Here is a 22,597-nt window from a genome sequence, read left to right on the forward strand (position 1 = left end):
CCGCTAAACCCGCAGATCACCCGCTTGGCCGCTACCTCGTGGACAGGTAAACCGGTACCTGGTAAGAGCAGCCGAACACCTCGCCGGTGACCGGCCTCTTCGACGTGCGCATGGTCGACGTCGCGAAGGTCGTGCTCCTACCTGGTGGGATGAGCACCTCGCGCCGTCCGGTCTCGTCGCCGTCGTCGGAACGGGCCCGGATGACGCACACGGCGGGCTTGTCCGGCTGGTCGCGGACCACCTCGAACGTGACCTCGACGGACTGGTCGTCGAGCACCTCGAACGCGCTCTGCTTCGCCTCGATGGGCTGGTTGCCGAGGTTCTGGTAGGCGACGAGCGCGACCACGACCCCCACGAGCACGCCCACGACGGGCAGTGACCAGCGCAGCCACTTCGGCAGCGGCTTGCGCGCCTGCCTGCCGTAGCGGCCCTCGGGCAGCGTGCGCTGCGCCACTCCGGTCACCCCTTCTCACCCCGCCCGTTCGCCCGCTGCGGACCAGCGGGAACAATGGGCCTCGACGTCCGCGTTGAGTGTCGCAGGAGCCGATCCGGCCCCGCTTGCTGGGGCGGTACGTGAATCGAAGAGGAGTCCACGCCGGTCATGGTCGAGAAGCTGCGCCTGATGGCGGTGCACGCGCACCCCGATGACGAGTCGAGCAAGGGCGCGGCCACGATGGCCCGCTACGTCTCGGAGGGTCACGAGGTGATGGTCGTGACCTGCACCGGCGGTGAGGCGGGCAGCATCCTGAACCCCGCCATGAACCGCCCCGAGGTCCTGGAGAACATGGCCGAGATCCGCCGCGGCGAGATGGCCCGCGCCGCCGAGATCCTCGGGGTCCAGCACCGCTGGCTCGGGTTCGTCGACTCGGGCCTGCCCGAGGGCGACCCGCTGCCCCCGCTGCCCGAGGGCTGCTTCGCGCTGGTGCCGCTGGAGGTGTCGACCGAGAAGCTGGTCGAGGCCATCCGCGACTTCAAGCCGCACGTCATCACCACGTACGACGAGAACGGCGGCTACCCGCACCCGGACCACATCCGCACGCACGAGGTGTCGGTGGCGGCGTTCGACGCGGCGGGCGACCCGGAGCGGTTCCCCGAGGCGGGCGAGCCGTGGCAGCCGCTGAAGCTGTACTACTCGCACGGCTTCTCGCGCGCCAAGATGACGACCTTCCACAACGCGCTGCTCGAACTCGGCCAGGAGTCGCCGTACACCGAGTGGATCGCGAAGTGGGACCCGAACACCCCCGACGTGCTGGACCGCGTGACGACCAGGGTCGAGTGCGCCGAGTTCTTCGAGCAGCGCGACGAGGCCCTCAAGGCCCACGCCACCCAGATCGACCCGGAGAGCCGCTGGTTCTTCATCCCGCTGGAGATGCAGAAGCGGCTCTGGCCGACCGAGGAGTACGAGCTGGCCCGCTCCCTGGTCGACAGCACCGTGCCCGAGGACGACCTGTTCGCCGGCCTGCGCGAGAAGGTGTCCGCGTGATGCTGGCGCGCGTCCCGCTCGACCAGACGATCGCGCTCGTCGCCCAGCAGCCGCCGACGTCGAACGACCCCGGCGGCCAGCGGGAGGACTTCGGCAAGTCGTCCCCGCTGGGCCTGCTGCTGCTCGTGCTGTTCTTCATCGCGGTGTTCTTCCTGGTCCGCTCGATGAACAAGCACCTGCGCAACCTGCCCGCCAGCTTCGACGAGCCCGCGCCATCGGAAGTCAAGAAGGACGACACCTCCAAGGGCTAACGTCTCCCGCCGTGGAGAACTGGGACGTGCTGGAACCCGCCGCGGGCGCGCTGGCGTTCGACGGCGTCGGCGTGCCGTGGTGGGTCTGCGGCGGGTGGGCGCTGGAGCGGTACACGGCCGTGCGCGGCCCGCACGAGCGGCTGGTCGTCGGGGTGTTCCTCGACGACGTGGCCGCCGTGCGCGAGCACTTCGCCGGGGCCGACGTGTGGGCCGTGGTCGACGGCTTCGCCCAGCCCGCGCCCGCCGACCTGCCCCCGGACGTGACGCGGCTGTGGGTCCGCGCCCGCCCGGACACGCCGTGGCAGCTCGACCTCCGCCCCACCCGCCGCTGGCACGACGAGTGGGTGTTCCCGCGCGACCCGACGGTCACGTTCCCGCTGGACGCCGTGACCTGGGTCGACGACGGCATCCGCTACCTGAACCCGGAGATGGTGCTGCTGTTCCGGTCCGGTCGCGTGCAGCGCACCGCGGACCTCGACAGCACCCTCCCGTGGCTGCGCGCCGAGGCCCGCGACCGCCTGTTCACCGAACTCCGCAAGCTCGACCCGTTCCACGCCTGGCTGGAACGCGCCTAGCGCAGCTTCCCCGGCCTCGCGAACCACGTCCGACGCGCGGGCACCGACACGATCTCGCGCTCGGGGTAGCGCAACGCCGTGAGCTTGCCGCCGAACACGCAGCCGGTGTCCAGGCACAGGGTTCCGTTGACCCACTTGGCGTCCGCGACCGGCGTGTGTCCATACAGGACGACCGCCTCACCCTCGTACTCCTCGGCCCACGGGTAGCGCACGGGGTTGCCGTCGTCGTCGGACACGCCGGTGTTCTCGCCCCAGATCGCCAGGCTGCGCATCCGCGCCGACTCCCGGCCGTGGTACCTCTCCGGCAGCCCGGCGTGCGCCAGCACGAGCGCGCCGCCGTCCAGCACGTAGTGCGGGACCAGCGCGTCGCAGAACTCCAGCACCCGCTGCCGGAACCCCGCCGACTCCCGCCCGAGCTGGTCCATCGACTCGGCCAGCCCGTGGGTGCGCCGCACGTCGTTGCCGCGCAACGCCTTGACCAGCTTGTCCTCGTGGTTCCCGCGCACGCACAGCGCGTTCCCGGCCGCCGCCATGCCCATCGCGAGCCGCAGCACCCCCGGCGTGTCCGGGCCGCGGTCGACCAGGTCGCCGACGAACGCGACCTTCCGCCCCCGAGGGTGCCGCGCGTCCACGGCCCGGCCCCGGTCGTCGTGCAGGACCACGTACCCCAGGTCCCGCAGCAGCTCCTCCAGTTCCACGCGGCACCCGTGCACGTCGCCGATCACGTCGAACGGCCCGGCCTCCTCGCGCCGGTCGTTGGGCAGCCGCTCGGCCACGAGCCGCACCGCGTCCACGGCGGCCTGGTCGGCCAGCACGTGGACGCGGCGGAAACCCTGCTCCCGCAACGACCACTCGGTCATCCCGACGGCGATGGCGACCGGGGTGGCGTTGCGCTTCTTCGCCAGCACCACGAGTTCGGCGCGCTGCTCGCGGGAGGCGCCCGTGGCGTCGACCACGGTGATGCCGCCCGCCCGCAGCCGCCGGTCGACGACGTCGTGCCGGTCGACCGGCAGCGCGCCGGGCATCCGCGCGCCGAGCAGCACCACGAGCGACTGGTCGGGGATGGTCAGGTTCACAGGCGAGGGTCCACCGGTTCCGATTCGAGGGCCAGTACGGCGAACACGCACTCGTGCACGCGCCACAGCGGTTCCCCCGCCGCGACCCGCCGCAGCCCTTCCAGGCCGAGCGCGTACTCGCGGAGCGCCAGCGAGCGCTTGCCGCCCAACGACCTCGTGCGCAGGCGGTCCAGGTTCGCGGTCTCCGTGTAGTCCGGACCGTAGATGATCCTCAGGTATTCCCGGCCGCGGACCTTCACGCCGGGCTGCACGAGCCCGCGCGGCCCGCGCACGAGGTTCGCCAGCGGTTTCACCACCACGCCCTCGCCGCCCGCGCCGGTCATCTCCTCCCACCAGGCCGTGCCCGCCGCCAGCGACCCCTCGTCGGTCGTGTCCACGACCAGGTTCCGGGTCTCGGTGAACAGGTCCGGGTCGGCGGCGCGCAGCCGTGCGGCGATCCCGAGGTGCCACGGGTGCTCCAGCGCCTCGAACGTCCGCCCCTCGCTCGCCAGCAGCTGGAACGGCGCCAGCCGGAGGCCGTCCATGCCGTCGGTGTCCCAGCAGTACCGGCGGTACGCCTCCCGGTACGCCGCGCCGTTGGCCTCCCGCGAGGTGGTGCGCGCCAACAGGTCCGCCACGTCGACGCCCCGCGCGGTCGCCGCCGTGAGCGCGTCCACGGCCTTCGGCAGCGCCGCGCCCGCGGCCGCCCCGACGGACGCGTACTGCTCGCGGATCAGCCCGCCCGCCTTGGCGCTCCACGGCAGCAGTTCCGCGTCCAGCAGCAGCCAGCCGGTGGCCAGCTCGTCCCACAGCCCGGCCGCCGTCACGGCCGCCCGCACCCGGTCCAGGAACGCCTCGCCCAGCTCGCCGGGGAAGAACGCCCGCCCGGTGCGGGTGTGCACGGCCCCGACGCCCTCGACGCCGAACCGCGCCAGGCCGACACCGGCGTCGCGGCACACCAGCACCACGGCCCGCGACCCCATGTGCTTCTCCTCGCACAGCACGGTCTGCACGCCCGCGCCGCGGAACCCGGCGAACGCCTCGGCCGGGTGCTCCAGCACGTCGTCGCGGGTCGAGGTCGCGGTCGGCGACATCGTCGGCGGCAGGTAGGCGAGCCAGCGCGGGTCGATCGCGAACCGGCTCATCACCTCCAGCGCCGCCGCCGAGTGCTCGGCGCGCACGCTGATCCGCCCGTGGTGCCCGGTCTCCACGGTCCGGTTCCCGGCGACGTCGCTGAGGTTCAGCACCCGCTCGTCGCGGGCGGGCGCGGTGCTCGCCAGCGGCCGCACCGGCTCGTACCAGACCTGGTGCGCCGGCACCGAGACCAGTTCCTTCTCCGGGTACCGCAACGCCGTCAGCTTGCCGCCGAACACCACGCCGGTGTCCAGGCACATCGTCCCGTTGACCCACTCCGCGTCCGGCACGGGCGTGTGCCCGTACAGCACCATCGCCTTGCCCCGGTAGTCGTTCGCCCACGGGTAGCGGACGGGCAGGCCGAACTCGTCGGTCTCGCCGGTCGTGTCGCCGTACAGCGCGAAGCTGCGCACCCGCCCGGACGCGCGCCCGTGGTAGTTCTCCGGCAGCCCGGCGTGCGCCAGCACCAGCGCGCCGCCGTCCAGCACGTAGTGCGACACCAGGTCGTAGCAGAACGCCTCCACGTCCCTGCGGAACTCTGCGGGCTCCTCGGCCAGCTGCGCCAGCGACTCGCCCAACCCGTGCGCCACCTTGACCTTCCGGCCGCGCAGCGCCTGCACCAGCTTGTGCTCGTGGTTGCCGCTGACCGCGAACGCGTGACCAGCCCGCACCATGCCCATCACCAGCCGCAGCACGCCCGGCGTGTCCGGCCCGCGGTCGACCAGGTCGCCGACGAACGCCGCCCGCCGCCCGGCCGGGTGCGCCGCGTCGACCGCCCGCCCCTCGGCGTCGCGGGTCAGCGCGTAGCCCAGCTCGGACAGCAGCTCCTCCAGCTCGGCGCGGCAGCCGTGCACGTCGCCGACCACGTCGAACGGCCCGGTCTCGTGCCGCAGGTCGTTCAGCATCCGCTCGTAGGTGATGGAGGCGGCGTCGACCTCGGCCTGCCCGCGCAGCACGTGCACCTTGCGGAAGCCCTCCTTCCCCAGGTGCCGCAACGACTTCCGCAGGTCCGCCTGGTGCCTGCGCACCACGCGCGCGCCGAAGTCCCGGTCCGGCCGCTCGGCGTTGCGCGACACGCAGACGTCCTCCGGCAGGTCGAGCACGATCGCCACGGGCAGCACGTTGTGCTCGCGCGCCAACGCGACCAGCCGCGCCCGGACGTGCTGCTGCACGTTCGTCGCGTCGATCACCGTGACCCGCCCCGCGGCCAACCGCTTGCCCGCCACGTAGTGCAGGACGTCGAACGCGTCGCCGGACGCCGACTGGTCGTTCTCGTCGTCGGCGACCAGCCCGCGGAAGTAGTCGCTGGACAGCACCTGCGTGGGGAGGAAGTGCCTGGCCGCGAACGTCGACTTGCCCGACCCGGACGCGCCGACCAGCACGACCAGCGACAGGTCGGGGATGCTCAGCTCCATCAGGCTTCCTGCTTCCTCGTGAACACGGCGAGCTGGGTGGGGGAGCCGAGTTCGGGGTCCTCGGGTCCGACGGGGAGGTACGAGACGGCGTAGCCGTACCGGAGGCCGACGCCGTCGCCCCAGTCCCGGAACTGGGCGCGGGTCCACTCGAACCGGTGGTCGGTGTGTCGGAAGGCGTTGGCGCGCAACGACTCGAACAGGACGTTGTACTCCACGTTCGGCGTGGTCACGATCACCGTGCCCGGTTCGGCCGCGCCGAACACGGCGTGCTCCAGCGCGGGCAGCCGGTCCTCGTCGAGGTGCTCGACGACCTCCATCAGCACGGCCGCGTCGAACCCGGCCAGCCCGGCGTCGGCGTAGGTCAGCGACGACTGGCGCAGGGTGATCCGCTCGCGCGCCCGGTCCGACAGCCGGTCCAGGTGCAGCCGCCGCTCGGCCACGGCCAGCGCCTTCGACGACACGTCCACCCCGAGGATCTCGGTGAACACCGGCTCCTTCACCAGGTCGCGCAGCAGCGCGCCCTCGCCGCACCCGAGGTCCAGCACCCGCCGCGCCCCGCACGCCCGCAGCGCGGCCAGCACACCGCCCCGGCGCTGCACGGCGAGCGGCAGCGGCACGTCGACCGGCTCGTCGAGCGCGTTGTCCAGCTCCTCCTCCACCACGTCGTCGGCCTCGGCGAGCCGCTCCAGCGCCGACCGCACCAGCGGGTGCCTGCGCCCGAGGTACCGCCGGGTGATCAGCTCGCGCTCCGGGTGCTCGCCGAGCCAGCCCTCCCCGGCGCGCAGGAGCTTGTCGACCTCGTCCTCGTCGATCCAGTAGTGCTTCGACCCGTCCAGCACCGGCAGCAGCACGTAGAGCTGCCGCAGCGCGTCCGCCAGCCGCAGCTCGCCGGTCAGCACGAGGTCCGCGTACCGCGAGTCGCCCCACGACGGCACGGCCGGGTCGAGCGGCACGGGCGGCGCGTCGACCGTCCAGCCCAGCGGCGCGAACAGCCGTTCCGGCAGGCCGGGTTCGGGGCAGCCCGCGGCGGGGACCTCGATCCGCAGCGGGATCGGGGTCGCGGCCAGCTCGGGGCGCGCGTCGCAGCGACCGTTCATCGCCGTCCGGAACACCGAGCCGAGCGCCACGGCCAGCAGCGACCCGGCCGCGTACGGCCGGTCGTTCACGTACTGGGTGAGGCTGCTCGCCCGGCCGCGCACCAGCCCGACCGGGTCGACCTCCAGCAGCAGCGCCGCCGTGCACGCCCGCTCGTCCGCCCGCGGGTAGAACACGTGGGCGGTGCCGGAGGTGGCCGGAAAGGACTGGGCCCTCTCCGGGTGCTTGTGCAGCAGGAAACCGAGGTCGGTCGCGGGCCGGTGGGTGGTGGTCAGGGTCAGGAGCACCGGCTGATTCTGACTGACCGACGTCCTCGGCGCGGTCGAATTACGCTGGCGGGCATGACGAACCGGCTAGCGTCCTCGACCAGCCCGTACCTGCTCCAGCACGCCGACAACCCGGTGCACTGGCACCCGTGGTCGGCCGAGGCGTTCGAGGAGGCGAAGCGCCGCGACGTCCCGGTCCTGCTGTCGATCGGCTACGCGGCCTGCCACTGGTGCCACGTCATGGCGCACGAGTCGTTCGAGGACGAGGCCACGGCCGCGTACATGAACGAGCACTTCGTCAACGTCAAGGTCGACCGCGAGGAACGCCCCGACGTGGACGCGGTGTACATGGAGGTCACGCAGGCCATGACCGGTCATGGCGGCTGGCCGATGACGTGCTTCCTCACGCCCGCCGCGGAACCGTTCTACTCCGGCACCTACTTCCCGCCGCAGCCGAGGCCGGGAATGCCGTCGTTCAGCCAGGTGCTGGAGTCGATCACGGCGGCGTGGACGGACCAGGGCGACGAGCTGCGCGCGTCCGCGGCCGCGATCGTCGCCGAGCTGGCGCAGCGCGCCGCACCGCTCCAGTCGTCCACAGTGGACACGGACGCGCTGGCGGGCGCGGTGGTCTCGTTGCTGGGCGAGTACGACCGCAAGCGCGGCGGGTTCGGCGGCGCGCCGAAGTTCCCGCCGTCCATGGTCGTCGAGTTCCTGCTGCGCCACCACGAGCGCACCGGGTCGATCCAGGCCCTCTCGATGGCCCGCGCGACCTGCGACGCCATGGCCGCCGGCGGCCTGCACGACCAGCTCGCCGGTGGGTTCTCCCGGTACTCGGTCGACGCGTCCTGGACCGTGCCGCACTTCGAGAAGATGTTGTACGACAACGGGTTGCTGCTCCGCGCGTACACCCACCTCAGCCGCCGCGACGACAACCCGCGCTACCGCGAGGTGGTGCACGGCACCGCCGAGTTCCTGCTCCGCGACCTCGGCACGCCGCAGGGCGCGTTCGCCGCGTCGCTGGACGCCGACACCGACGGCGAGGAGGGCCTCACGTACGTGTGGACGCCCGCGCAGCTCGTCGACGTCCTCGGGCAGGAGGACGGCGAGTGGGCCGCGGCCCTGTTCGCCGTGACCCCCGAGGGCACGTTCGAGCACGGCACGTCGACGTTGCGACTGCCCTCCCCGGAGCCCGGCGACCGCTGGGACCGGGTGCGGTCCGCGCTGCTGGACGCCCGCGCGAAGCGCGCGCAGCCGGGCCGGGACGACAAGGTCGTGACGGCGTGGAACGGGCTGGCGATCTCGGCGCTGGCCGAGGCGGGCGCGCTGTTCGACGAGCCCCGCTGGGTGGGGGCGGCGGTGCGGGCCGCCGACCTGCTGCTCGGTCTGCACGTGGTCGACGGCAGGCTGCTGCGGACGTCCCGCGACGGCGTGGCCGGGACCGCGGCGGGCGTGCTGGAGGACTACGGCTGCCTCGCGGACGGCCTGCTGGCGCTGCACCAGGTGACCGGCGAGGAGCGGTGGCTCGACGCGGCCTGCGGGCTGTTGGACACGGCGCTGGCCCGGTTCGCCGTCCCGGACGCGGCGGGCGCGTACTACGACACCGCGGACGACGCCGAGGCCCTCGTCCGCCGCCCGTCCGACCCCACCGACAACGCCAGCCCGTCCGGCGCGTCCTCGTTGGCCGCCGCCCTGCTCACCGCGTCCGCGCTCGGCCCGGACCGCGCCGCGCTGTACCGCACGGCCGCCGAGCACGCCGTCGCCCGCTCGGGCCTGCTGACCGCCAGGGCGCCGAGGTTCGCGGGCCACTGGCTCGCCGTGGCCGAGGCCCTGCACGCGGGCCCGGTCCAGGTCGCCCTCGTCGGGGCGTCCCCGGAGCTGGTGGCCGCCGCCCGCGCGGGCGTCCACGGCGGCGGCGTGGTCGTCGCGGGCGAGCCCGACTCGGCCCCGCTGCTGGCCGACCGGCCGCTGGTCGACGGCGGCCCGGCCGCGTACGTGTGCCGCGGCTACGTGTGCGACCGCCCGGTGACCTCGGTGGACGACCTGGTGGAGGCGCTCCGCCGATAGCGAACGCGCTCGACTTCCACCGTTGCAGGCGTAGCGTCGTAATCAAGTAATCGACGTTACGAAAGGGGTCGACATGGGACGCGGATGGGGCCCCGCACGGGGCAGAGGCGGCTGGCAGCAGGCGGACCTGCCGTCGGCCGACGACGCGGCGGCGTGGTTCAGCGGGCGGCTGCCGGACGGCTGGTTCACCGGTGCGCCGGAGGTGGTCGTCGACCGCGAGGAGATCCTCGTCGTCGGCACGCTCCCGGACCTGGAGGGCGAGTTCGCCGACGACGCGGCGCGGTCGGCCGCCGAGTCTGGCCGGATCAGCCGGTACCGCGAGCAGACCAGGGACGAGCGCATCGAGATCGCCCGGCAGGCCGAGCACCGCTACGGCCGCAAGGTCGCCTGGGGCGCGCGGCTGGGCGGCACCGAGGAGCTGTTCACCACGCTGTCCGTGCCGGTCATGACGAGGCTCAGGCAGCCGGAGCGCAAGGTCCTCGACACGCTCGTCGCGGCAGGTGTCGCACGCTCCCGCTCGGAAGCACTGGCGTGGGCCGTGCGCTTGGTGGGCGAGCACGCCGACACCTGGTTGGGCGAGCTGCGCGAGGCGATGTCGAAGGTCGACGACCTGCGGGCCGAAGGCCCGAACCTCGGCTGACGGCAAGGATGAACACCCCCTGGCCCCACCTCAAGCGTTCCCCAAGTGGGGCACCGGAAACCGAGTGGTCTGGTCCACACTCCAGGGGTGAGGCCAGGGGGATGGGAAGGAACCGCTGATCGGTCTGGGGGCCGATCGGCGGCGCGGGTCGTCCTGCGCCCGGCGAGGCGGGACCAGTTGCACGAGGTCGTGGCGATCCTGGAGGAAGCCTCGGCGTGGCTCCACGCCCGAGGCGTGGACCAGTGGCCACGCCACTTCACCCCGGCGGCCCTGGAACAGTCCATCGCCCGCACGGAAACCTGGCTGGCCCTGGTCGACGGCACCATCAGCGGCACAGCCACCCTCACCTGGTCCGACCCGCTCTGGGACGACCTCGGCGGCCAAGCTGGCTACGTCCACCGCCTAGCCACCCGCCGCACCACCCCAGGCCTGGGCGCGACCGTGCTGGCGTGGGCGGCCGACGTGACCAGGCGCTTCGGCAGACGCTCACTGCGGTTGGACTGCGTCGCCACGAACACGGCGTTGTGCGCGTACTACGAGAAGGCGGGCTTCGAACACCGAGGCGACAAGCTCTCCGGCGACACGATGGTCAGCCGCTACGAACTCGACGTCTCGTGACGGGTCAGCCGGAGTAGATCGCGAACCAAATGGCGATGTAGTGGCACAGGGCCGCGACGACGGTGGCGGCGTGGAAGACCTCGTGGAAGCCGAAGACGCCCGGCCAGGGGTTGGGCCAGCGGATGCCGTAGAAGACGCCGCCCACCGTGTAGAGCAGGCCGCCGACGATCACGAGGACGAGGGCCGCCACGCCCGCGTGGTGCATGATGTCCGGGAGGACGAAGACCGCTACCCAGCCCAGGGCGATGTACATCGGGACGCCCACCCACTTGGGGGCGTGCGGCCAGATGAGTTTGAGGGCCACGCCGCTGACGGCGCCGATCCAGACCACCGCGAGCACGACGTTTCCGGTGTCCGGGGGCATCGCCAGCAAGGCGAACGGGGTGTAGGTGCCCGCGATGAAGACGAAGATCATCGAGTGGTCGAGGCGCTTCATCCACGTCCTGGCGCTGACGCTGACCCAGTTGACGCGGTGGTAGAGGGCGCTGATGCCGAACAGGCCGAGGACCGTGGCGCCGTAGATCGACGTCGCCAGCGCCGCCTTGCCGGAGACGGTGGCGGCGGCCAGGGCGATGAGCGTGGCGCCGGTCGCGAGCGAGATGTAGAAGGACCAGACGTGCAGCCACCCGCGCATTCGGGGCCGCAGCGCCGGAACAGGCTGCCGGGGGTGCGTCGTTGAGGTCACCCGTCCGAGGTTACGGCACCGTAGGTTGCGCCGCAGTGGTCGTGCGGTGAAGTTCACGCGGCCTCGGTGACCCGGCTCACGCGGCGTAGGCTCTTCGGTCGTGGGGCTTCGCAAGCGCGTCAGGGATGTCTTTTTCCGGGTCTACGAGTACCGGTTGAACCGGTGGCTCGACGGCAAGCAGCGTCCACGCCACGTCGGCGTCGTGCTGGACGGCAATCGGCGGTGGGCCAAGGAAGCGGGCTTCACCGACGTCGCGCACGGCCACCGCGAGGGCGCGCGCAAGATCCTCGACCTGCTGCGGTGGTGCCGCGAGGCCGACGTCGAGGTCGTGACGCTCTGGCTCTTGTCGACGGACAACCTGGACCGTCCGATCGAGGAACTGGGGCCGCTGCTCGACATCATCGCGGACATCGTCGACGAGCTGGCCGAGCCGGGGAACCCGTGGCGCGTCAGGCATGTCGGCGCGCTGGACATGCTGCCGACGGAGACCGCCGCCCGGCTGTCCGCCGCGGCGCTGCGCACCACCGGCCGCACGGGCCTGGAGGTCAACGTCGCCGTCGGCTACGGCGGCAGGCAGGAGATCGCCGACGCGGTCCGGAAGCTGCTCCAGCAGCACGCGGAGAGCGGCGGCACGATCGAGGAGCTGGCCGAGGTCCTCGACGTCGACCACATCGCCGAGCACCTGTACACGTCCGGCCAGCCCGACCCGGACCTGCTCATCAGGACGTCGGGGGAGCAGCGGCTGTCCGGTTTCATGCTGTGGCAGTCCGCGCACTCGGAGTTCTGGTTCTGCGAGGCCTACTGGCCCGCGTTCCGCCGCACGGACTTCCTGCGCGCCCTGCGCGACTACGCGATCCGGCACCGCCGCTTCGGCTCCTAGGACCCGTCCGGTTCGTTGCCGGTGCGATGCCGTGGTAACCGCCGTGGGCCTCGTAAGCTCCCCTGCTCATGGACGCCAACCAGGTGGTGCGCGAGTACCAGGCGCTCGGGCTGAGGCTCGGCCGCCTGTCGCCGGGGCTCGTGGACTCGTTCACCGGCGACCCGGCGCTGCGCCGCCAGGTGGACAACGAGCCGACGCCGCACCCGACCGCGCTGGCCGCGCGGGCGGGCCTGCTGCGCCGTGAACTGGTCGGCGCGGACCTCGCCGAGGACCGCCGCCGGTTCCTGGACGCCCACCTGGTCGCGCTGGAGTGCACCGCCCGCAAGCTGGCGGGCGTGCGCGTCGGCTACGTCGACGAGGTGGCCGCGTACTTCCAGGTGCGCATCCGGCCGGGCAACCCGGAGACCTACCGCAACGCCCACGCCCAGCTCGACGACCTGCTGCCGGGGCCGGGGTCGCTGGCCTTCCGGCTGTCGGAGTTCCGCGCGCTCGACGAGGTGCCGCTCAAGCGGCTGGAGGGCTGCGTGAACGCCCTGTCCAGCGCCCTGCGCGACCGCACGCGCGGGCTGTTCGGGCTGCCGGACGAGGAGGTCGTGGAGTACCGGATCGTCCGCGACAAGCCGTGGAGCGGGTTCAACTACTACGTCGGCGGCTTCCGGTCGGTCGTGGCGATCAACGCCGACCTCGGGCACCGCATGTCGAACCTGCCGCACCTGGTCGCCCACGAGTCCTACCCCGGCCACCACACCGAGCACTGCCGCAAGGACCTGGGCCTGGTCGCCCGCCGCGGCCTCGCCGAGCAGTCGATCTTCCTGATCAACACCCCGCAGTGCCTGATGGCCGAGGGCATGGCCGACCTGGGCCTGCACGCCGTCGTCGGGCGCGGGTGGGGGGCGTGGACCGAGGACATCATGCGCGACCTCGGGCTGCGGATGGACGGCCCGCTGGCGGAACGGGTCGAGCTGGCCACCGCGGGCCTCGCCGCCGTCCGGCAGGACGCCGCCCTGATGCTGCACGACCAGCGCGCGGACGAGGCCGACGTCATCGCCTACCTGTGCCGCTGGCTGCTCGTCCCGGAGCGCCGGGCGCGGCAGATGGTGCGGTTCCTGGCCGACCCGCTGTGGCGCGCGTACACGACGACCTACGTCGAGGGGGTGCGGCTCGTGCGGGCCTTCCTGGACGCCAGGGGGCCGGGCGTGTCGCTCGCGGACAGATATCGGACAGTCCTCGATGAACCTCTGGTTCCGGAGATGTTGCGGGAAGAAGTCGAGACCGGGGTGTCCTGGCTGCCCCGTGACTCGGCGTGATCACTGCGGCATCGGTGACCATCTGCACTCTGAGCTGCGCGAACGCCAGTCGGGATAGGCCGATCGGAGGCCGGTTCGTCCCCGTGGTCACCCGTTGCGCCGATCAGGTGCCGTTCGGCGCGCGGAAGGGGAATTCACGAATCACCTGTGTGGCTCCCTGCACACGGGGCACTTTCGCAGGTAACTTTCGAACTGGCGGGACGCGACCACTGCGGACCGCGCAGGGAGGCCCTGATCGTGGCATTTAGCGCGAGGGGGCCGGCACCCGGCTCTCGCGGTCGGCACGCCTGAACGTTGGGCGGTCGATCGATCGGGGTTGGTGCCTGGCCCAGCGAGGGACGGACGCGGGTGCCGCGTTCGTGAGGGAGTTGCCGTGAACGCACGACGACCCGCGAGCCGTTCCTCAGGCTCATCGCGCACTACTTCCCCGGACGGCGACGCGCCTGCCACCCGCACGTTCGTGGTGGACACGTCGGTCCTGCTCTCCGACCCGATGGCGACCACGAGGTTCGCGGAGCACGAGGTCGTGCTCCCGCTCGTGGTGATCAGCGAGCTGGAGGGCAAGCGCAACCACCCCGAACTGGGCTGGTTCGCCAGGGAAGCGCTGCGACTGCTCGACGACCTCCGTTTGCGGCATGGTCGCCTGGACTCCCCGGTGCCGATCGGCGATGTCGGTGGAACCCTGCACGTCGAGCTCAACCACACCGATCCGGAGGTGTTGCCCGCCGGTTTCCGCACCGACTCCAACGACGCCCGCATCCTCGCGTGCGCGCTGAACCTGGCCGCCGAGGGGCGTTCGGTCACCCTCGTGACCAAGGACATGCCCCTGCGCGTGAAGGCGGGCGCCTGCGGGCTCGCCGCGGACGAGTACCGAGCCCACGACGTCACCCTGTCCGGCTACAACGGCATGTCGGACGTGGACGTCGACCAGGAGGTCGTGGACGCGCTCTTCCGGGACAGCACGATCGACCCGGCGCTGCACGACCTGGCCGACGTGGCGGAACTGCCCTGCCACAGCGGGCTGCGCCTGCTGGCGGGGTCGTCGAGCGCGCTCGCCCGCGTGACGCCGGACAAGCAGATCAGGCTGGTCAGGGGTGATCGCGAGGCGTTCGGCGTGCACGGCCGGTCCGCCGAGCAGCGGATCGCCCTGGACCTGCTGCTGGACCCCGACATCGGCATCGTCTCGCTGGGCGGACGGGCCGGGACGGGGAAGTCGGCGCTCGCGCTGTGCGCGGGCCTGGAGGCGGTGATGGAGCGCCAGCACCACCGCAAGGTCGTGGTGTTCCGGCCGCTGTACGCCGTGGGCGGTCAGGACCTGGGCTACCTGCCCGGTTCCGAGAACGAGAAGATGCAGCCCTGGGCGCAGGCGGTGTTCGACACCCTCGGCGCGCTGGTCAGCCAGGACGTGGTCGAGGAGATCATGGACCGGGGCATGCTGGAGGTCCTGCCGCTGACCCACATCCGCGGCCGGTCGCTGCACGACTCGTACGTGATCGTGGACGAGGCGCAGTCGTTGGAGCGCAACGTCCTGCTGACCGTGCTGTCGAGGCTGGGCACGAACTCGCGGGTGGTCCTCACCCACGACGTGGCGCAGCGCGACAACCTGCGCGTCGGCAGGCACGACGGCGTCGCAGCGGTGATCGAGAAGCTCAAGGGGCACCCGCTGTTCGCCCACGTCACGCTGACCCGGTCGGAGCGGTCGCCGATCGCCGCCCTGGTCACCGAGATGCTGGAGGACTACTCGAGCTGACGGGCTGACGGGAGGGGGCGTCCACCGAGGTGGACGCCCCCACGTCACGCCGCGGCGGTCTGCCTGCGGGCGGCCAGGACGGCGGCCCCGGCGAGGACCGCGCCGAACAGGGTCAGCCCGATCCGGTCGTCGAGCACCGCGGACGTGAGGGCCAGCAGCACCGGCGGCAGCCCCATGCCGAGGTAGGCGACGATGAAGAACACCGAGAGCACCCCCGCGCGGGCGGCGGGTTCGGCGGCCGCCATCGCCCCGCTGAGCGCCGCCTTGAACAGCAGGCCCGCGCCCGCGCCGGACAGCGCCGCGCCCAGCAGGTACAGCGCCAGCGACGGGTAGCGCATCGCCAGCACGACGAGCGCGAGGCCGACGGGCGTGCAGACCAGGCCGACCGGGAACATCCGCGCGGCCGGGACGGCGAACTGGGCCACGGCCGACACGCCGAGCACGGTCGTCGCCGCCACGCCCCACACCCACGGCGACGCGATGTGGAGTTCGCCGCGGACGATCAGCGCGCCGAGCCCGCCGAAGATCCCGAAGACGCCGAACGAGCAGAACCCGACCGCCGCCGCGCCCGCGAACACCCCGCGCTTGCCGGCCAGCAGATGGAACTTCGGCGCCTCGACGACGGCCAGCCGGTCCACCGTTTCCGGGGTCACGGCGATGGCCACCACGGCCACCGCCATCACCACACCCGCCACCACGTACGGCGTGACCAGCGGGAACGGCGCCCACTCGGCGAGAGCGCCCGCGACCAGCGGGCCGAGGGCGAGCCCGCCGAGGTTGGCGGCGGTCGCGACCGTGGCGGGCACCCGCGATCCGACGAGGCCGGGGTGGGCGGCCTGGTGCAGGTCGGTCAGGTAGCTGGTCGCGGTCGACGCCGCCAGCCCGACGGCCATCCCGGCCAGCACCCGGCCGAGGAGCAGCCCCGGCAGGTCCCGCCACGCGGCCATGACCGCGGCGGCCGCCACGCCGAGCAGGAGCGCCGGGACGATCACCCGGCGGCGGCCGAGCCGGTCGGACAGGTGGCCGCCGAAGTGGAGGCTGACGGCCGTTCCGACGACCGACACGGCGAACGCCGTGGTCACCTCGGGCGCGCTGAGGTGGTAGAGCGGCCAGAGCGGCATCGGCACGGTGCCGAACGCCATGAGGGCCGCGTACGCGGCGGTGACCAGCCAGAAGCCGGTCCGGTGCCGAACGCGGAGCAGTGGGGTTGTCATGGTTCCCGTCCTGGGTCGGGACTCCGAGGTGGAGCCTTCACCACTGGAACGTCCCCGTCGCGCCGGTCGGATGCTGCTGGGGCGCAGTAGGATCAGATGTCTTCCATCTGTCCGGCAGATCGGTCCTCGTCGTGGAACTCCGCCAGCTCCGGCACTTCCTCGCCCTCGCGGAGGAGCGCGGCCTGATCCGCGCCGCCCGCCGGGAGCACATCGTCCAGTCGGGACTGTCCTATTCGATCGCCGCGCTCGAACGGGAACTGGGCACGGAGCTGTACGTGCGCGGCACGCGGCCGGTGCGGTTGACCGCGGCGGGGGAGGCGCTCGTCGGGCCCGCCCGGCGCACGGTCGCGACCGCCGCCGAAGCGGCGCGCGCCGTGCACGAGGTGACCGACGTGGTGACCGGCTCGCTGCGGGTCGGCGTCATCCAGGCCGCGCAGCACCTGGTGCCGTTCGTGGAGTACCTGGCGAGCTTCACCGCACTGCACCCCGGCGTGGACGTGCGCCTCCTCCAGGCGCCCGTCCTGACGATGCTCGAGATGGTCGCGGCGGGCGAGCTGGACTGCGCCATCGCCGCGACGGTGCCGGAGGCGGTGGGCCGGGTGCGGCTGGTCCCGCTGGCCAGCGAGCCGCTGCTGCTCGCGTGCCGCGCCGACCACCGGCTCGCGGCGCTGCCGGAGGTCGTGCTGGCGGACTTGGCGGACGAGCGGTTCGTGGAGGTCCACGAGCACTGGGGGGCGCGGATCGTCAACGACGCCACGTTCGCCGCGGCCGGGGTGCCGCGGCGGATCGTGTGCGAGGTCAACGAGTGGCTGCTGTTCCTCGAACTGGTCGACGCGGGCCTGGGCATCGGGTTCGTCCCGGCGGGCCTGGACTACCCGATCCTGACCCGCGCCGACAGCAGGCTGCGGCTCCTCGACGTGGCCGACGTCGACTTCGCCCGGCACGCCGTCCTGGCGCTGCCGACCAGCGACCTCAACCCGGCCGCCGTCCGCTTCGCCGACCACGTCTGCCGCCTGCGCAACGGCTAGCCGATCTCGCGCTCCACCGACGTGAGCACCTCGGGTTCCACGGACGACCGGCCCGACCGGAGCAGCCACCGTTCGAGGTCCCGGTTCGGGTCCGACGCGTACTCGGTGGTCGAGCCCTTGGTCTTGCGCACGACTCCCCGTTGGACGACGACGACCTCGTCACCCGTCCGCACGACGAACCCGCGGTAGCCCAGGTTGTTCGCCACCTGACCCGACGACGCCCCCGGCAGGCCGCCCACCTTCTCCCGGTACGCGGTCGCCTCCGGCTCGGCCAGCGTCCACGTCGGGTTCGGCCTCCCGGAGAAGACGTCGAGCTCGACCGCAACGGTTCCCGACACGGTCTTGTCCTCTCCGGAAGGCGTCGAACCACAAGCGGAAGCGAGGAACACGAGCAGTGCTCCGATTAATCCCCGTCGAGCGTCGATGGCATTCTCCTACGCCACGAACGCGGTGCTGTTGTTCTGGTAGAAGTACCCGCAAAAATTGGTGTAGTTGCCGCGGCAGATGTTGTTCGGCGCGTATCCCGTGCCGTTCTCCTGGTAGATCGCGTGGCCGCAGTCGTCGGTGTACTTCGCCGGGGTGCCGCCCGGCTTGTGGCCCCACCACCAGTTCGGGCCGCCGGTCACCAGGCGGTAGAAGTGGTAGTCGACGCCGGGCCAGATGACCAGCACGATCGTCAGGCCGTTGGTCTGGCAGCCGTCCTGCCACCCGTCCGCGCGCAGCCCGTCGGTCACGCCGCCGCACTGGATGGACGTCGCCGGCCGCCCGCCGCGCCTGCCGGGCAGGGCGTAGCGCACGCCCGCGAGGTGGTTGCTGGCGAAGCAGTAGCAGTTGTTCCGCGTGACGTTCTCGGGCCGGTTGAACACGTCCGCGTTGGCGCTGAAGTAGTTCGACCCGCACGCCCACCAGGTCGCGCCCCTGGTGGAGTCCTCGTTCGGGCTGTCAGGAGCCTCTTCGGCCTCCCGCGCGCTGCCCCCGAACCCAGGCGCCGGCTGGGTGGGGTCGAGGGTCCGGTCGTCGATCCGCGCGATGCCCTCGGTGGCGGCTTCGCGCAGCACGTCGGTCACGCCGCTGTCGCGGTAGCCGTCCGAGGTGCCCAGGAGCCACTGGGCGGAGGACTCGGCGGCGGGCTTGCTGCCGAGGCGGAACTCCTGGGGCAGCGAGAGGGTCTGGGGCTCCCCGTCGGACTTGACCGTGCGGACGAGGAGGCCGCGGTAGCCGAGGCTGAACTGCTCGTCGGCGGTGGCGGCGGGGGAGAGCTGAGTGGGATCGGCCGCGAGGCGGTCGAGCAGTTCCCGCTCGTGGTCGGCGGAGAGGATCCAGGTCGGGTTGGGCATTCCGGATAAGATGTCGAGTTCGACTTCGAGCACGATGACACCCCTGAGTGGCACGTGGTGGTCCCCGATGGAGAACAACGTACGCCGGGTGCGCCGACAATTGGATGGGAAATTCTACCCACGATTTCTAGTCCAGCGCGCGGCGCATAAAACCCTTCATGCCCAGCGCCCCGAAGCCCGCGATGGACGCCACGATCACCAGCAGGCACACGCCCAGCGGGATGTGCGGCACCTCGGGCGCGAGCACGGCCCGCATGCCCTCGCTGACGTAGGTGAGCGGGTTGAGCGCGCACACGACCTGGAACCAGCGCAGGTGCTCCAGCGACGACCACGGGAACTGCGCGGAGCCGGTGAACAGCAGCGGCGTGAGGATGACCGCGAACATGATGTTGATCCGGCGCGGCGACACGGACGTGCCGATCACCATGCCGACCGCCGCGCCCGCGAGCGAGCCGAGGCAGATCACCAGGAACGCCATCGCGAGCCCGCCGACCGGCCACGTCACGTCGAGCAGGAGGAACCCGATCGGCACCATCAGCACCGCCGCCAGCAGCCCGCGCAGGCCGCCGAACACCATCTTCTCGACCGCGACCAGCGGGATCGGGATGGGCGCGAGCAGCCGGTCCTCGATCTCGCGGGTCCAGGAGAAGTCCAGCACCAGCGGCAGCGTCGTGTTCTGCAACGCGCCCAGGAAGCCGTTCATGGCGACGATGCCGGGCAGCAGCACGGCGGCGAAGTTCCCCTGCACGAACCCGATGTCGCCGAGGACCTTGCCGAAGATGAACAGGATGAAGAACGGCTGGATCAGCACCTGCGCCAGGAAGCTGGGCAGTTCGCTGCCGGTGACGAACACGTCCCGCCACAGGATCGCGCGGAACGTGCGGAGCGAGACCGCCGTCGGGGTGGCGCTCATCGGAGTTCCCTGCCCGTCATCTGGATGAACACGTCCTCGAGGCTCGGTTTGCCGATGGCCAGGTCGCTGACCTCCACGCCCAGGCCCTCCATCGTGCGGAGCACGGCGGGCAGCGCGACGGCGGCCGTGGTGTCGGCGTAGACGCGGAACACGCCGCTGCCCGCGACCTCCTCGACCCGCACGACACCGTCCAGGTCGGACAGCGCGGCCGTGACCGCCGCCGGGTCGGTCCCGACCGGACTGGCGGTGACGCTGATCGTGGTGCTGCCGGGCAGCGACGACGTCAGCTTCTCCGGGCTGTCGAGCGCGAGCAGCTTGCCGTGGTCGACGATGCCGACCCGGTCGCACAGCTTCGCGGCCTCGTCCATGTCGTGCGTGGTCAGCACGATCGTCACGCCCTCGTCCCGCAGCGCCGCGACCCGGTCGTGGACGAACAGCCGGGCCTGCGGGTCGAGCCCGGTCGACGGCTCGTCCAGGAACAGCACCTTCGGCCGGTGCATCAGGGCCCGCGCGATCATCAACCGCTGCGCCTGGCCGCCGGACAGCGTGTCGACCAGCGCCTTCGCGTGGTCCTGGAGGCCCATCTTGGCCAGGATCCCGTCCGCCAGCCGCACCCGCTCCGCCCGGCCGATGCCGTGGTAGGCGGCGTGGAACAGCAGGTTCTGCCGGGCGTTGAGGGTCCGGTCCAGGTTGTTGCGCTGCGGCACGACGGCCAGCAGTTGCCGGGCGCGCTGCGAGTCGGCGGTCACGTCGACCCCGCACACCAGGGCGCGACCCGACGTGAGCCGCACCCTGGTGGTCAGCACGCCGACCGTGGTCGTCTTGCCCGCGCCGTTCGGCCCGAGCAGGCCGAACACCTCGCCGGGCGGCACGGTGAAGCTCAGTCCGTCCACGGCGGGTTTCTGGCCCGCCTTGTAGACCTTCACGAGGTCCGCTACCTCTACCGCTTCGTCCACGCGGCCCAGCCTAAATCAGTGGGACAACCCACTTTTCAGTTTCCGAGGTATGTCCGGTTACCAGCCACCGGGCAACGGCCGCCCCTCCGCGAACCCGGCCGCCGACTGCACCCCGAGCACCGCACGCTCGTGGAACGCCTCCAGGTTCTCGGCCCCCGCGTACGTGCACGACGACCGCACCCCGGACGTGATGGCGTCCAGCAGGTCCTCGACGCTGGGCCGCACGGGGTCGAGCCACATCCGCGAGGTCGAGATCCCCTCCTCGAACAGCCCCTTGCGCGCCCGGTCGAACGCGTTGTCGGTCCGGGTGCGCGCACTGACGGCCCGCTTCGACGCCATGCCGAACGACTCCTTGTACAGCCGCCCGGACTCGTCACGACGCAGGTCACCAGGCGACTCGTAGGTGCCGGCGAACCACGACCCGACCATCACGTTCGCGGCCCCGGCGGCCAACGCCAACGCCACGTCCCGCGGGTGCCGCACCCCACCGTCGGCCCACACGTGCTTGCCGAGCCGCCGAGCCTCGGCGGCGCACTCGGCGACGGCCGAGAACTGCGGCCGCCCGACCCCGGTCATCATCCGCGTGGTGCACATCGCACCGGGCCCGACACCGACCTTCACGATGTCCGCCCCGGCCTCGACGAGGTCCCGGACACCTTCGGCGGTCACCACGTTCCCCGCCACGACGGGCACGGCAGGCCCAACCCGCCGCACGGCCTGGAGCGCGGTCAGCATCTTCTCCTGGTGCCCATGGGCCGTGTCCACGACCAGCGTGTCCACCCCGGCCTTCAGCAGCTCGGCCGCCTTGGCCCCCACGTCCCCGTTGACCCCAACGGCAGCGGCGACCCGCAAACACCCGTCAGCGTCCAGCGCGGGCTGGTACACCTCGGCCCGCAACGCACCAAGAGCGGTCAACACCCCGACCAGCCGACGATCCTGGTCAACCCCCAGCGCGACCTTCTGCGTCCGCCCGTTGAGGTGGTCGAACACCTCCCGCGGAGCGGTGTCGAGCGGAAGCGTCAACACGTTCTCGTCGACCACCTCGGACAACCGCGTGAACCGATCCACCCCAGAACACGCGGCCTCGTCAACAACACCCACCGGCCGCCCGTCGTCATCCACGACGACCACAGCCCCATGAGCCCGCTTGGGCAGCAGGTCAAGCGCGTCGGCCACGGAATCACCGGGCTTGAGCACCAACGGCGTGTCCCACACCGTGTGCCGCGCTTTCACCCACGCCACGATCCCGGCCACGACGTCGGGCGCGACGTCCTGCGGCAACACCACCAGCCCACCGCGCCGAGCCATGGTCTCAGCCATCCGCCGCCCGGCGACAGCGGTCATGTTCGCCACCACGACGGGGATGGTCGCCCCGGTGTTGTCGGAAGTGGCCAGATCGACCCCGAACCGGGACTCCACGGCAGAACGGCCGGGAACCAGGAAGACGTCGTCATAGGTCAGGTCGTAGCTGGGGTGATGCCCCTCGATGAACCGCACGAGAACTGAATCCTACGCGCGAACCCGCCCACCCGCCGGAAACAACGGGACAGCGGGACAACGCCGCCTGCCATGACGGGACCGGCAGGTCAGTTGGTGACTGCGACGAGGGTGACCCGAGGCTTGGTGGCGAGAGGGGATCGGTGGGCCGGTTGGTGACCGGGACAAGAGTGGCGCCGGGGCTTGGTGGCCACGACGGGACCGGCGGCCCAGCTGGTGACCGCGATGGTGCTGGCAGCCAGTTGGTGACCGGGAACAAGAGTGGCGCCGAGGCTTGGTGGCCACGACAGGATCGGCGGCCCAGCTGGTGACCACGATGGTGCTGACAGCCAGCTGGTGACCACGACGACACCGGCGCGCGCAGACCACGGAACGTGGCCGATTTTACTCGGGGGTTTTGCCCCTTAAAATTTGTCGGGCGGCAAGCTTTCCAC

Annotated in this window: 20 protein-coding genes and 1 pseudogene; 10 read left to right on the top strand and 11 right to left on the bottom strand. The window is 72.0% G+C overall.

Annotated elements, in window-relative coordinates:
• Window positions 1–31 precede the first annotated feature (31 nt).
• Window positions 32–463, bottom strand: coding sequence for a DUF4307 domain-containing protein (locus ACFWW9_RS21560; RefSeq protein ID WP_390380522.1), 432 nt, complete (start codon window positions 461–463; stop codon window positions 32–34).
• Between the two features lie 138 nt (window positions 464–601).
• On the opposite strand from ACFWW9_RS21560, the gene mca reads away from it, so the two are divergent.
• Genes mca through ACFWW9_RS21575 form a run of 3 tightly spaced genes read left to right on the top strand, consistent with a single transcriptional unit; the run spans window position 602 to window position 2,309 of the window.
• The gene (gene mca / locus ACFWW9_RS21565) at window positions 602–1,483 is read left to right on the top strand and encodes a mycothiol conjugate amidase Mca (protein ID WP_390380525.1); all 882 of its coding nucleotides are present in this window, start codon (window positions 602–604) and stop codon (window positions 1,481–1,483) included.
• Entirely contained in the window at window positions 1,483–1,734 is a 252-nt protein-coding gene (locus tag ACFWW9_RS21570) for a hypothetical protein (protein WP_390380527.1), read from the top strand. The genes mca and ACFWW9_RS21570 overlap by 1 nt, the downstream gene beginning before the upstream one ends.
• Before the next feature lie 11 nt (window positions 1,735–1,745).
• The gene (locus ACFWW9_RS21575) at window positions 1,746–2,309 is read left to right on the top strand and encodes a hypothetical protein (RefSeq protein ID WP_390380530.1); all 564 of its coding nucleotides are present in this window, start codon (window positions 1,746–1,748) and stop codon (window positions 2,307–2,309) included.
• 20 nt (window positions 2,310–2,329) lie between these two features.
• On the opposite strand, the pseudogene ACFWW9_RS21580 reads toward ACFWW9_RS21575, so the two are convergent.
• From ACFWW9_RS21580 to ACFWW9_RS21590, 3 genes and pseudogenes are all read right to left on the bottom strand, one after another.
• A pseudogene (locus tag ACFWW9_RS21580) lies at window positions 2,330–3,385 on the bottom strand (metallophosphoesterase); the annotation flags it as partial.
• On the bottom strand, window positions 3,382–5,913 hold the full coding sequence (locus ACFWW9_RS21585) for a polynucleotide kinase-phosphatase (protein WP_390380532.1): 2,532 nt from the start codon (window positions 5,911–5,913) through the stop codon (window positions 3,382–3,384). The pseudogene ACFWW9_RS21580 and the gene ACFWW9_RS21585, both read right to left, overlap by 4 nt.
• Window positions 5,913–7,295, bottom strand: a complete 1,383-nt coding sequence (locus ACFWW9_RS21590; protein WP_390380535.1) for a 3' terminal RNA ribose 2'-O-methyltransferase Hen1 — start codon at window positions 7,293–7,295, stop codon at window positions 5,913–5,915. Before ACFWW9_RS21590 ends, ACFWW9_RS21585 begins: the two co-directional genes overlap by 1 nt.
• A 54-nt stretch (window positions 7,296–7,349) precedes the next feature.
• Here ACFWW9_RS21590 and ACFWW9_RS21595 point away from each other — a divergent pair, with 54 nt between their 5' ends.
• From ACFWW9_RS21595 to ACFWW9_RS21605, 3 genes are all read left to right on the top strand, one after another.
• Window positions 7,350–9,338, top strand: coding sequence for a thioredoxin domain-containing protein (locus tag ACFWW9_RS21595; protein ID WP_390380538.1), 1,989 nt, complete (start codon window positions 7,350–7,352; stop codon window positions 9,336–9,338).
• A gap of 73 nt (window positions 9,339–9,411) precedes the next feature.
• Window positions 9,412–9,978: a hypothetical protein gene (locus tag ACFWW9_RS21600; protein WP_390380541.1), complete on the top strand. Its 567-nt coding sequence runs from the start codon at window positions 9,412–9,414 to the stop codon at window positions 9,976–9,978.
• Between the two features lie 177 nt (window positions 9,979–10,155).
• Entirely contained in the window at window positions 10,156–10,596 is a 441-nt protein-coding gene (locus tag ACFWW9_RS21605) for a GNAT family N-acetyltransferase (RefSeq protein ID WP_390380544.1), read from the top strand.
• Window positions 10,597–10,600: 4 nt separating this feature from the next.
• On the opposite strand, the gene ACFWW9_RS21610 is transcribed toward ACFWW9_RS21605, so the two are convergent.
• Window positions 10,601–11,230: a hemolysin III family protein gene (locus ACFWW9_RS21610; protein ID WP_390380587.1), complete on the bottom strand. Its 630-nt coding sequence runs from the start codon at window positions 11,228–11,230 to the stop codon at window positions 10,601–10,603.
• A gap of 151 nt (window positions 11,231–11,381) precedes the next feature.
• Here ACFWW9_RS21610 and ACFWW9_RS21615 point away from each other — a divergent pair, with 151 nt between their 5' ends.
• From ACFWW9_RS21615 to ACFWW9_RS21625, 3 genes are all read left to right on the top strand, one after another.
• Window positions 11,382–12,161 carry an isoprenyl transferase gene (locus ACFWW9_RS21615; RefSeq protein WP_390380547.1) on the top strand — a complete coding sequence of 260 codons (780 nt, stop codon included), beginning with the start codon at window positions 11,382–11,384 and terminating at the stop codon, window positions 12,159–12,161.
• Window positions 12,162–12,229: 68 nt separating this feature from the next.
• On the top strand, window positions 12,230–13,468 hold the full coding sequence (locus tag ACFWW9_RS21620; protein ID WP_390380550.1) for a DUF885 domain-containing protein: 1,239 nt from the start codon (window positions 12,230–12,232) through the stop codon (window positions 13,466–13,468).
• A 460-nt stretch (window positions 13,469–13,928) separates the two neighbouring features.
• Window positions 13,929–15,218 (top strand): PhoH family protein, encoded by a 1,290-nt coding sequence (locus ACFWW9_RS21625; protein ID WP_390380590.1) that lies wholly within the window; start codon window positions 13,929–13,931, stop codon window positions 15,216–15,218.
• A gap of 44 nt (window positions 15,219–15,262) precedes the next feature.
• Here ACFWW9_RS21625 and ACFWW9_RS21630 read toward each other — a convergent pair whose 3' ends face one another.
• The gene (locus ACFWW9_RS21630) at window positions 15,263–16,432 is read right to left on the bottom strand and encodes an MFS transporter (RefSeq protein ID WP_390380553.1); all 1,170 of its coding nucleotides are present in this window, start codon (window positions 16,430–16,432) and stop codon (window positions 15,263–15,265) included.
• A gap of 131 nt (window positions 16,433–16,563) precedes the next feature.
• Here ACFWW9_RS21630 and ACFWW9_RS21635 point away from each other — a divergent pair, with 131 nt between their 5' ends.
• The gene (locus ACFWW9_RS21635) at window positions 16,564–17,460 is read left to right on the top strand and encodes a LysR family transcriptional regulator (RefSeq protein WP_390380556.1); all 897 of its coding nucleotides are present in this window, start codon (window positions 16,564–16,566) and stop codon (window positions 17,458–17,460) included.
• Here the strand turns inward: ACFWW9_RS21635 and ACFWW9_RS21640 are convergent.
• The 5 genes from ACFWW9_RS21640 to ACFWW9_RS21660 form a co-directional block, all read right to left on the bottom strand.
• Window positions 17,457–17,798: a hypothetical protein gene (locus ACFWW9_RS21640; protein ID WP_390380559.1), complete on the bottom strand. Its 342-nt coding sequence runs from the start codon at window positions 17,796–17,798 to the stop codon at window positions 17,457–17,459. The two genes, ACFWW9_RS21635 and ACFWW9_RS21640, sit on opposite strands and share 4 nt — an antisense overlap.
• A 96-nt stretch (window positions 17,799–17,894) precedes the next feature.
• Window positions 17,895–18,797, bottom strand: a complete 903-nt coding sequence (locus ACFWW9_RS21645) for a hypothetical protein (protein WP_390380562.1) — start codon at window positions 18,795–18,797, stop codon at window positions 17,895–17,897.
• A 127-nt stretch (window positions 18,798–18,924) separates the two neighbouring features.
• Window positions 18,925–19,710, bottom strand: a complete 786-nt coding sequence (locus ACFWW9_RS21650) for an ABC transporter permease (protein ID WP_390380565.1) — start codon at window positions 19,708–19,710, stop codon at window positions 18,925–18,927.
• Complete coding sequence (locus tag ACFWW9_RS21655) at window positions 19,707–20,666, bottom strand: ATP-binding cassette domain-containing protein (RefSeq protein WP_390380568.1); 960 nt, start codon at window positions 20,664–20,666, stop codon at window positions 19,707–19,709. Before ACFWW9_RS21655 ends, ACFWW9_RS21650 begins: the two co-directional genes overlap by 4 nt.
• A gap of 57 nt (window positions 20,667–20,723) precedes the next feature.
• A complete protein-coding gene (locus tag ACFWW9_RS21660; RefSeq protein ID WP_390380571.1) occupies window positions 20,724–22,163 on the bottom strand; it encodes a GuaB1 family IMP dehydrogenase-related protein in 1,440 nt (479 codons plus the stop codon).
• Window positions 22,164–22,597: the final 434 nt, after the last annotated feature.

Source organism: Umezawaea sp. NPDC059074, from assembly GCF_042738955.1.
In the GTDB taxonomy this organism is placed as follows: Bacteria; Actinomycetota; Actinomycetes; order Mycobacteriales; family Pseudonocardiaceae; genus Umezawaea.

Excerpts from the sequence above, each read along its gene's own strand:
- mca (WP_390380525.1), top strand. The coding sequence starts at position 602 with ATGGTCGAGAAGCTGCGCCTGATGGCGGTGCACGCGCACCCCGATGAC.
- ACFWW9_RS21570 (WP_390380527.1), top strand. The coding sequence starts at position 1,483 with ATGCTGGCGCGCGTCCCGCTCGACCAGACGATCGCGCTCGTCGCCCAG.
- ACFWW9_RS21585 (WP_390380532.1), bottom strand. The coding sequence starts at position 5,913 with ATGGAGCTGAGCATCCCCGACCTGTCGCTGGTCGTGCTGGTCGGCGCG.
- ACFWW9_RS21595 (WP_390380538.1), top strand. The coding sequence starts at position 7,350 with ATGACGAACCGGCTAGCGTCCTCGACCAGCCCGTACCTGCTCCAGCAC.
- ACFWW9_RS21600 (WP_390380541.1), top strand. The coding sequence starts at position 9,412 with ATGGGACGCGGATGGGGCCCCGCACGGGGCAGAGGCGGCTGGCAGCAG.
- ACFWW9_RS21610 (WP_390380587.1), bottom strand. The coding sequence starts at position 11,230 with ATGCGCGGGTGGCTGCACGTCTGGTCCTTCTACATCTCGCTCGCGACC.
- ACFWW9_RS21620 (WP_390380550.1), top strand. The coding sequence starts at position 12,230 with ATGGACGCCAACCAGGTGGTGCGCGAGTACCAGGCGCTCGGGCTGAGG.
- ACFWW9_RS21630 (WP_390380553.1), bottom strand. The coding sequence starts at position 16,432 with ATGACAACCCCACTGCTCCGCGTTCGGCACCGGACCGGCTTCTGGCTG.
- ACFWW9_RS21645 (WP_390380562.1), bottom strand. The coding sequence starts at position 18,797 with ATGCCCAACCCGACCTGGATCCTCTCCGCCGACCACGAGCGGGAACTG.
- ACFWW9_RS21650 (WP_390380565.1), bottom strand. The coding sequence starts at position 19,710 with ATGAGCGCCACCCCGACGGCGGTCTCGCTCCGCACGTTCCGCGCGATC.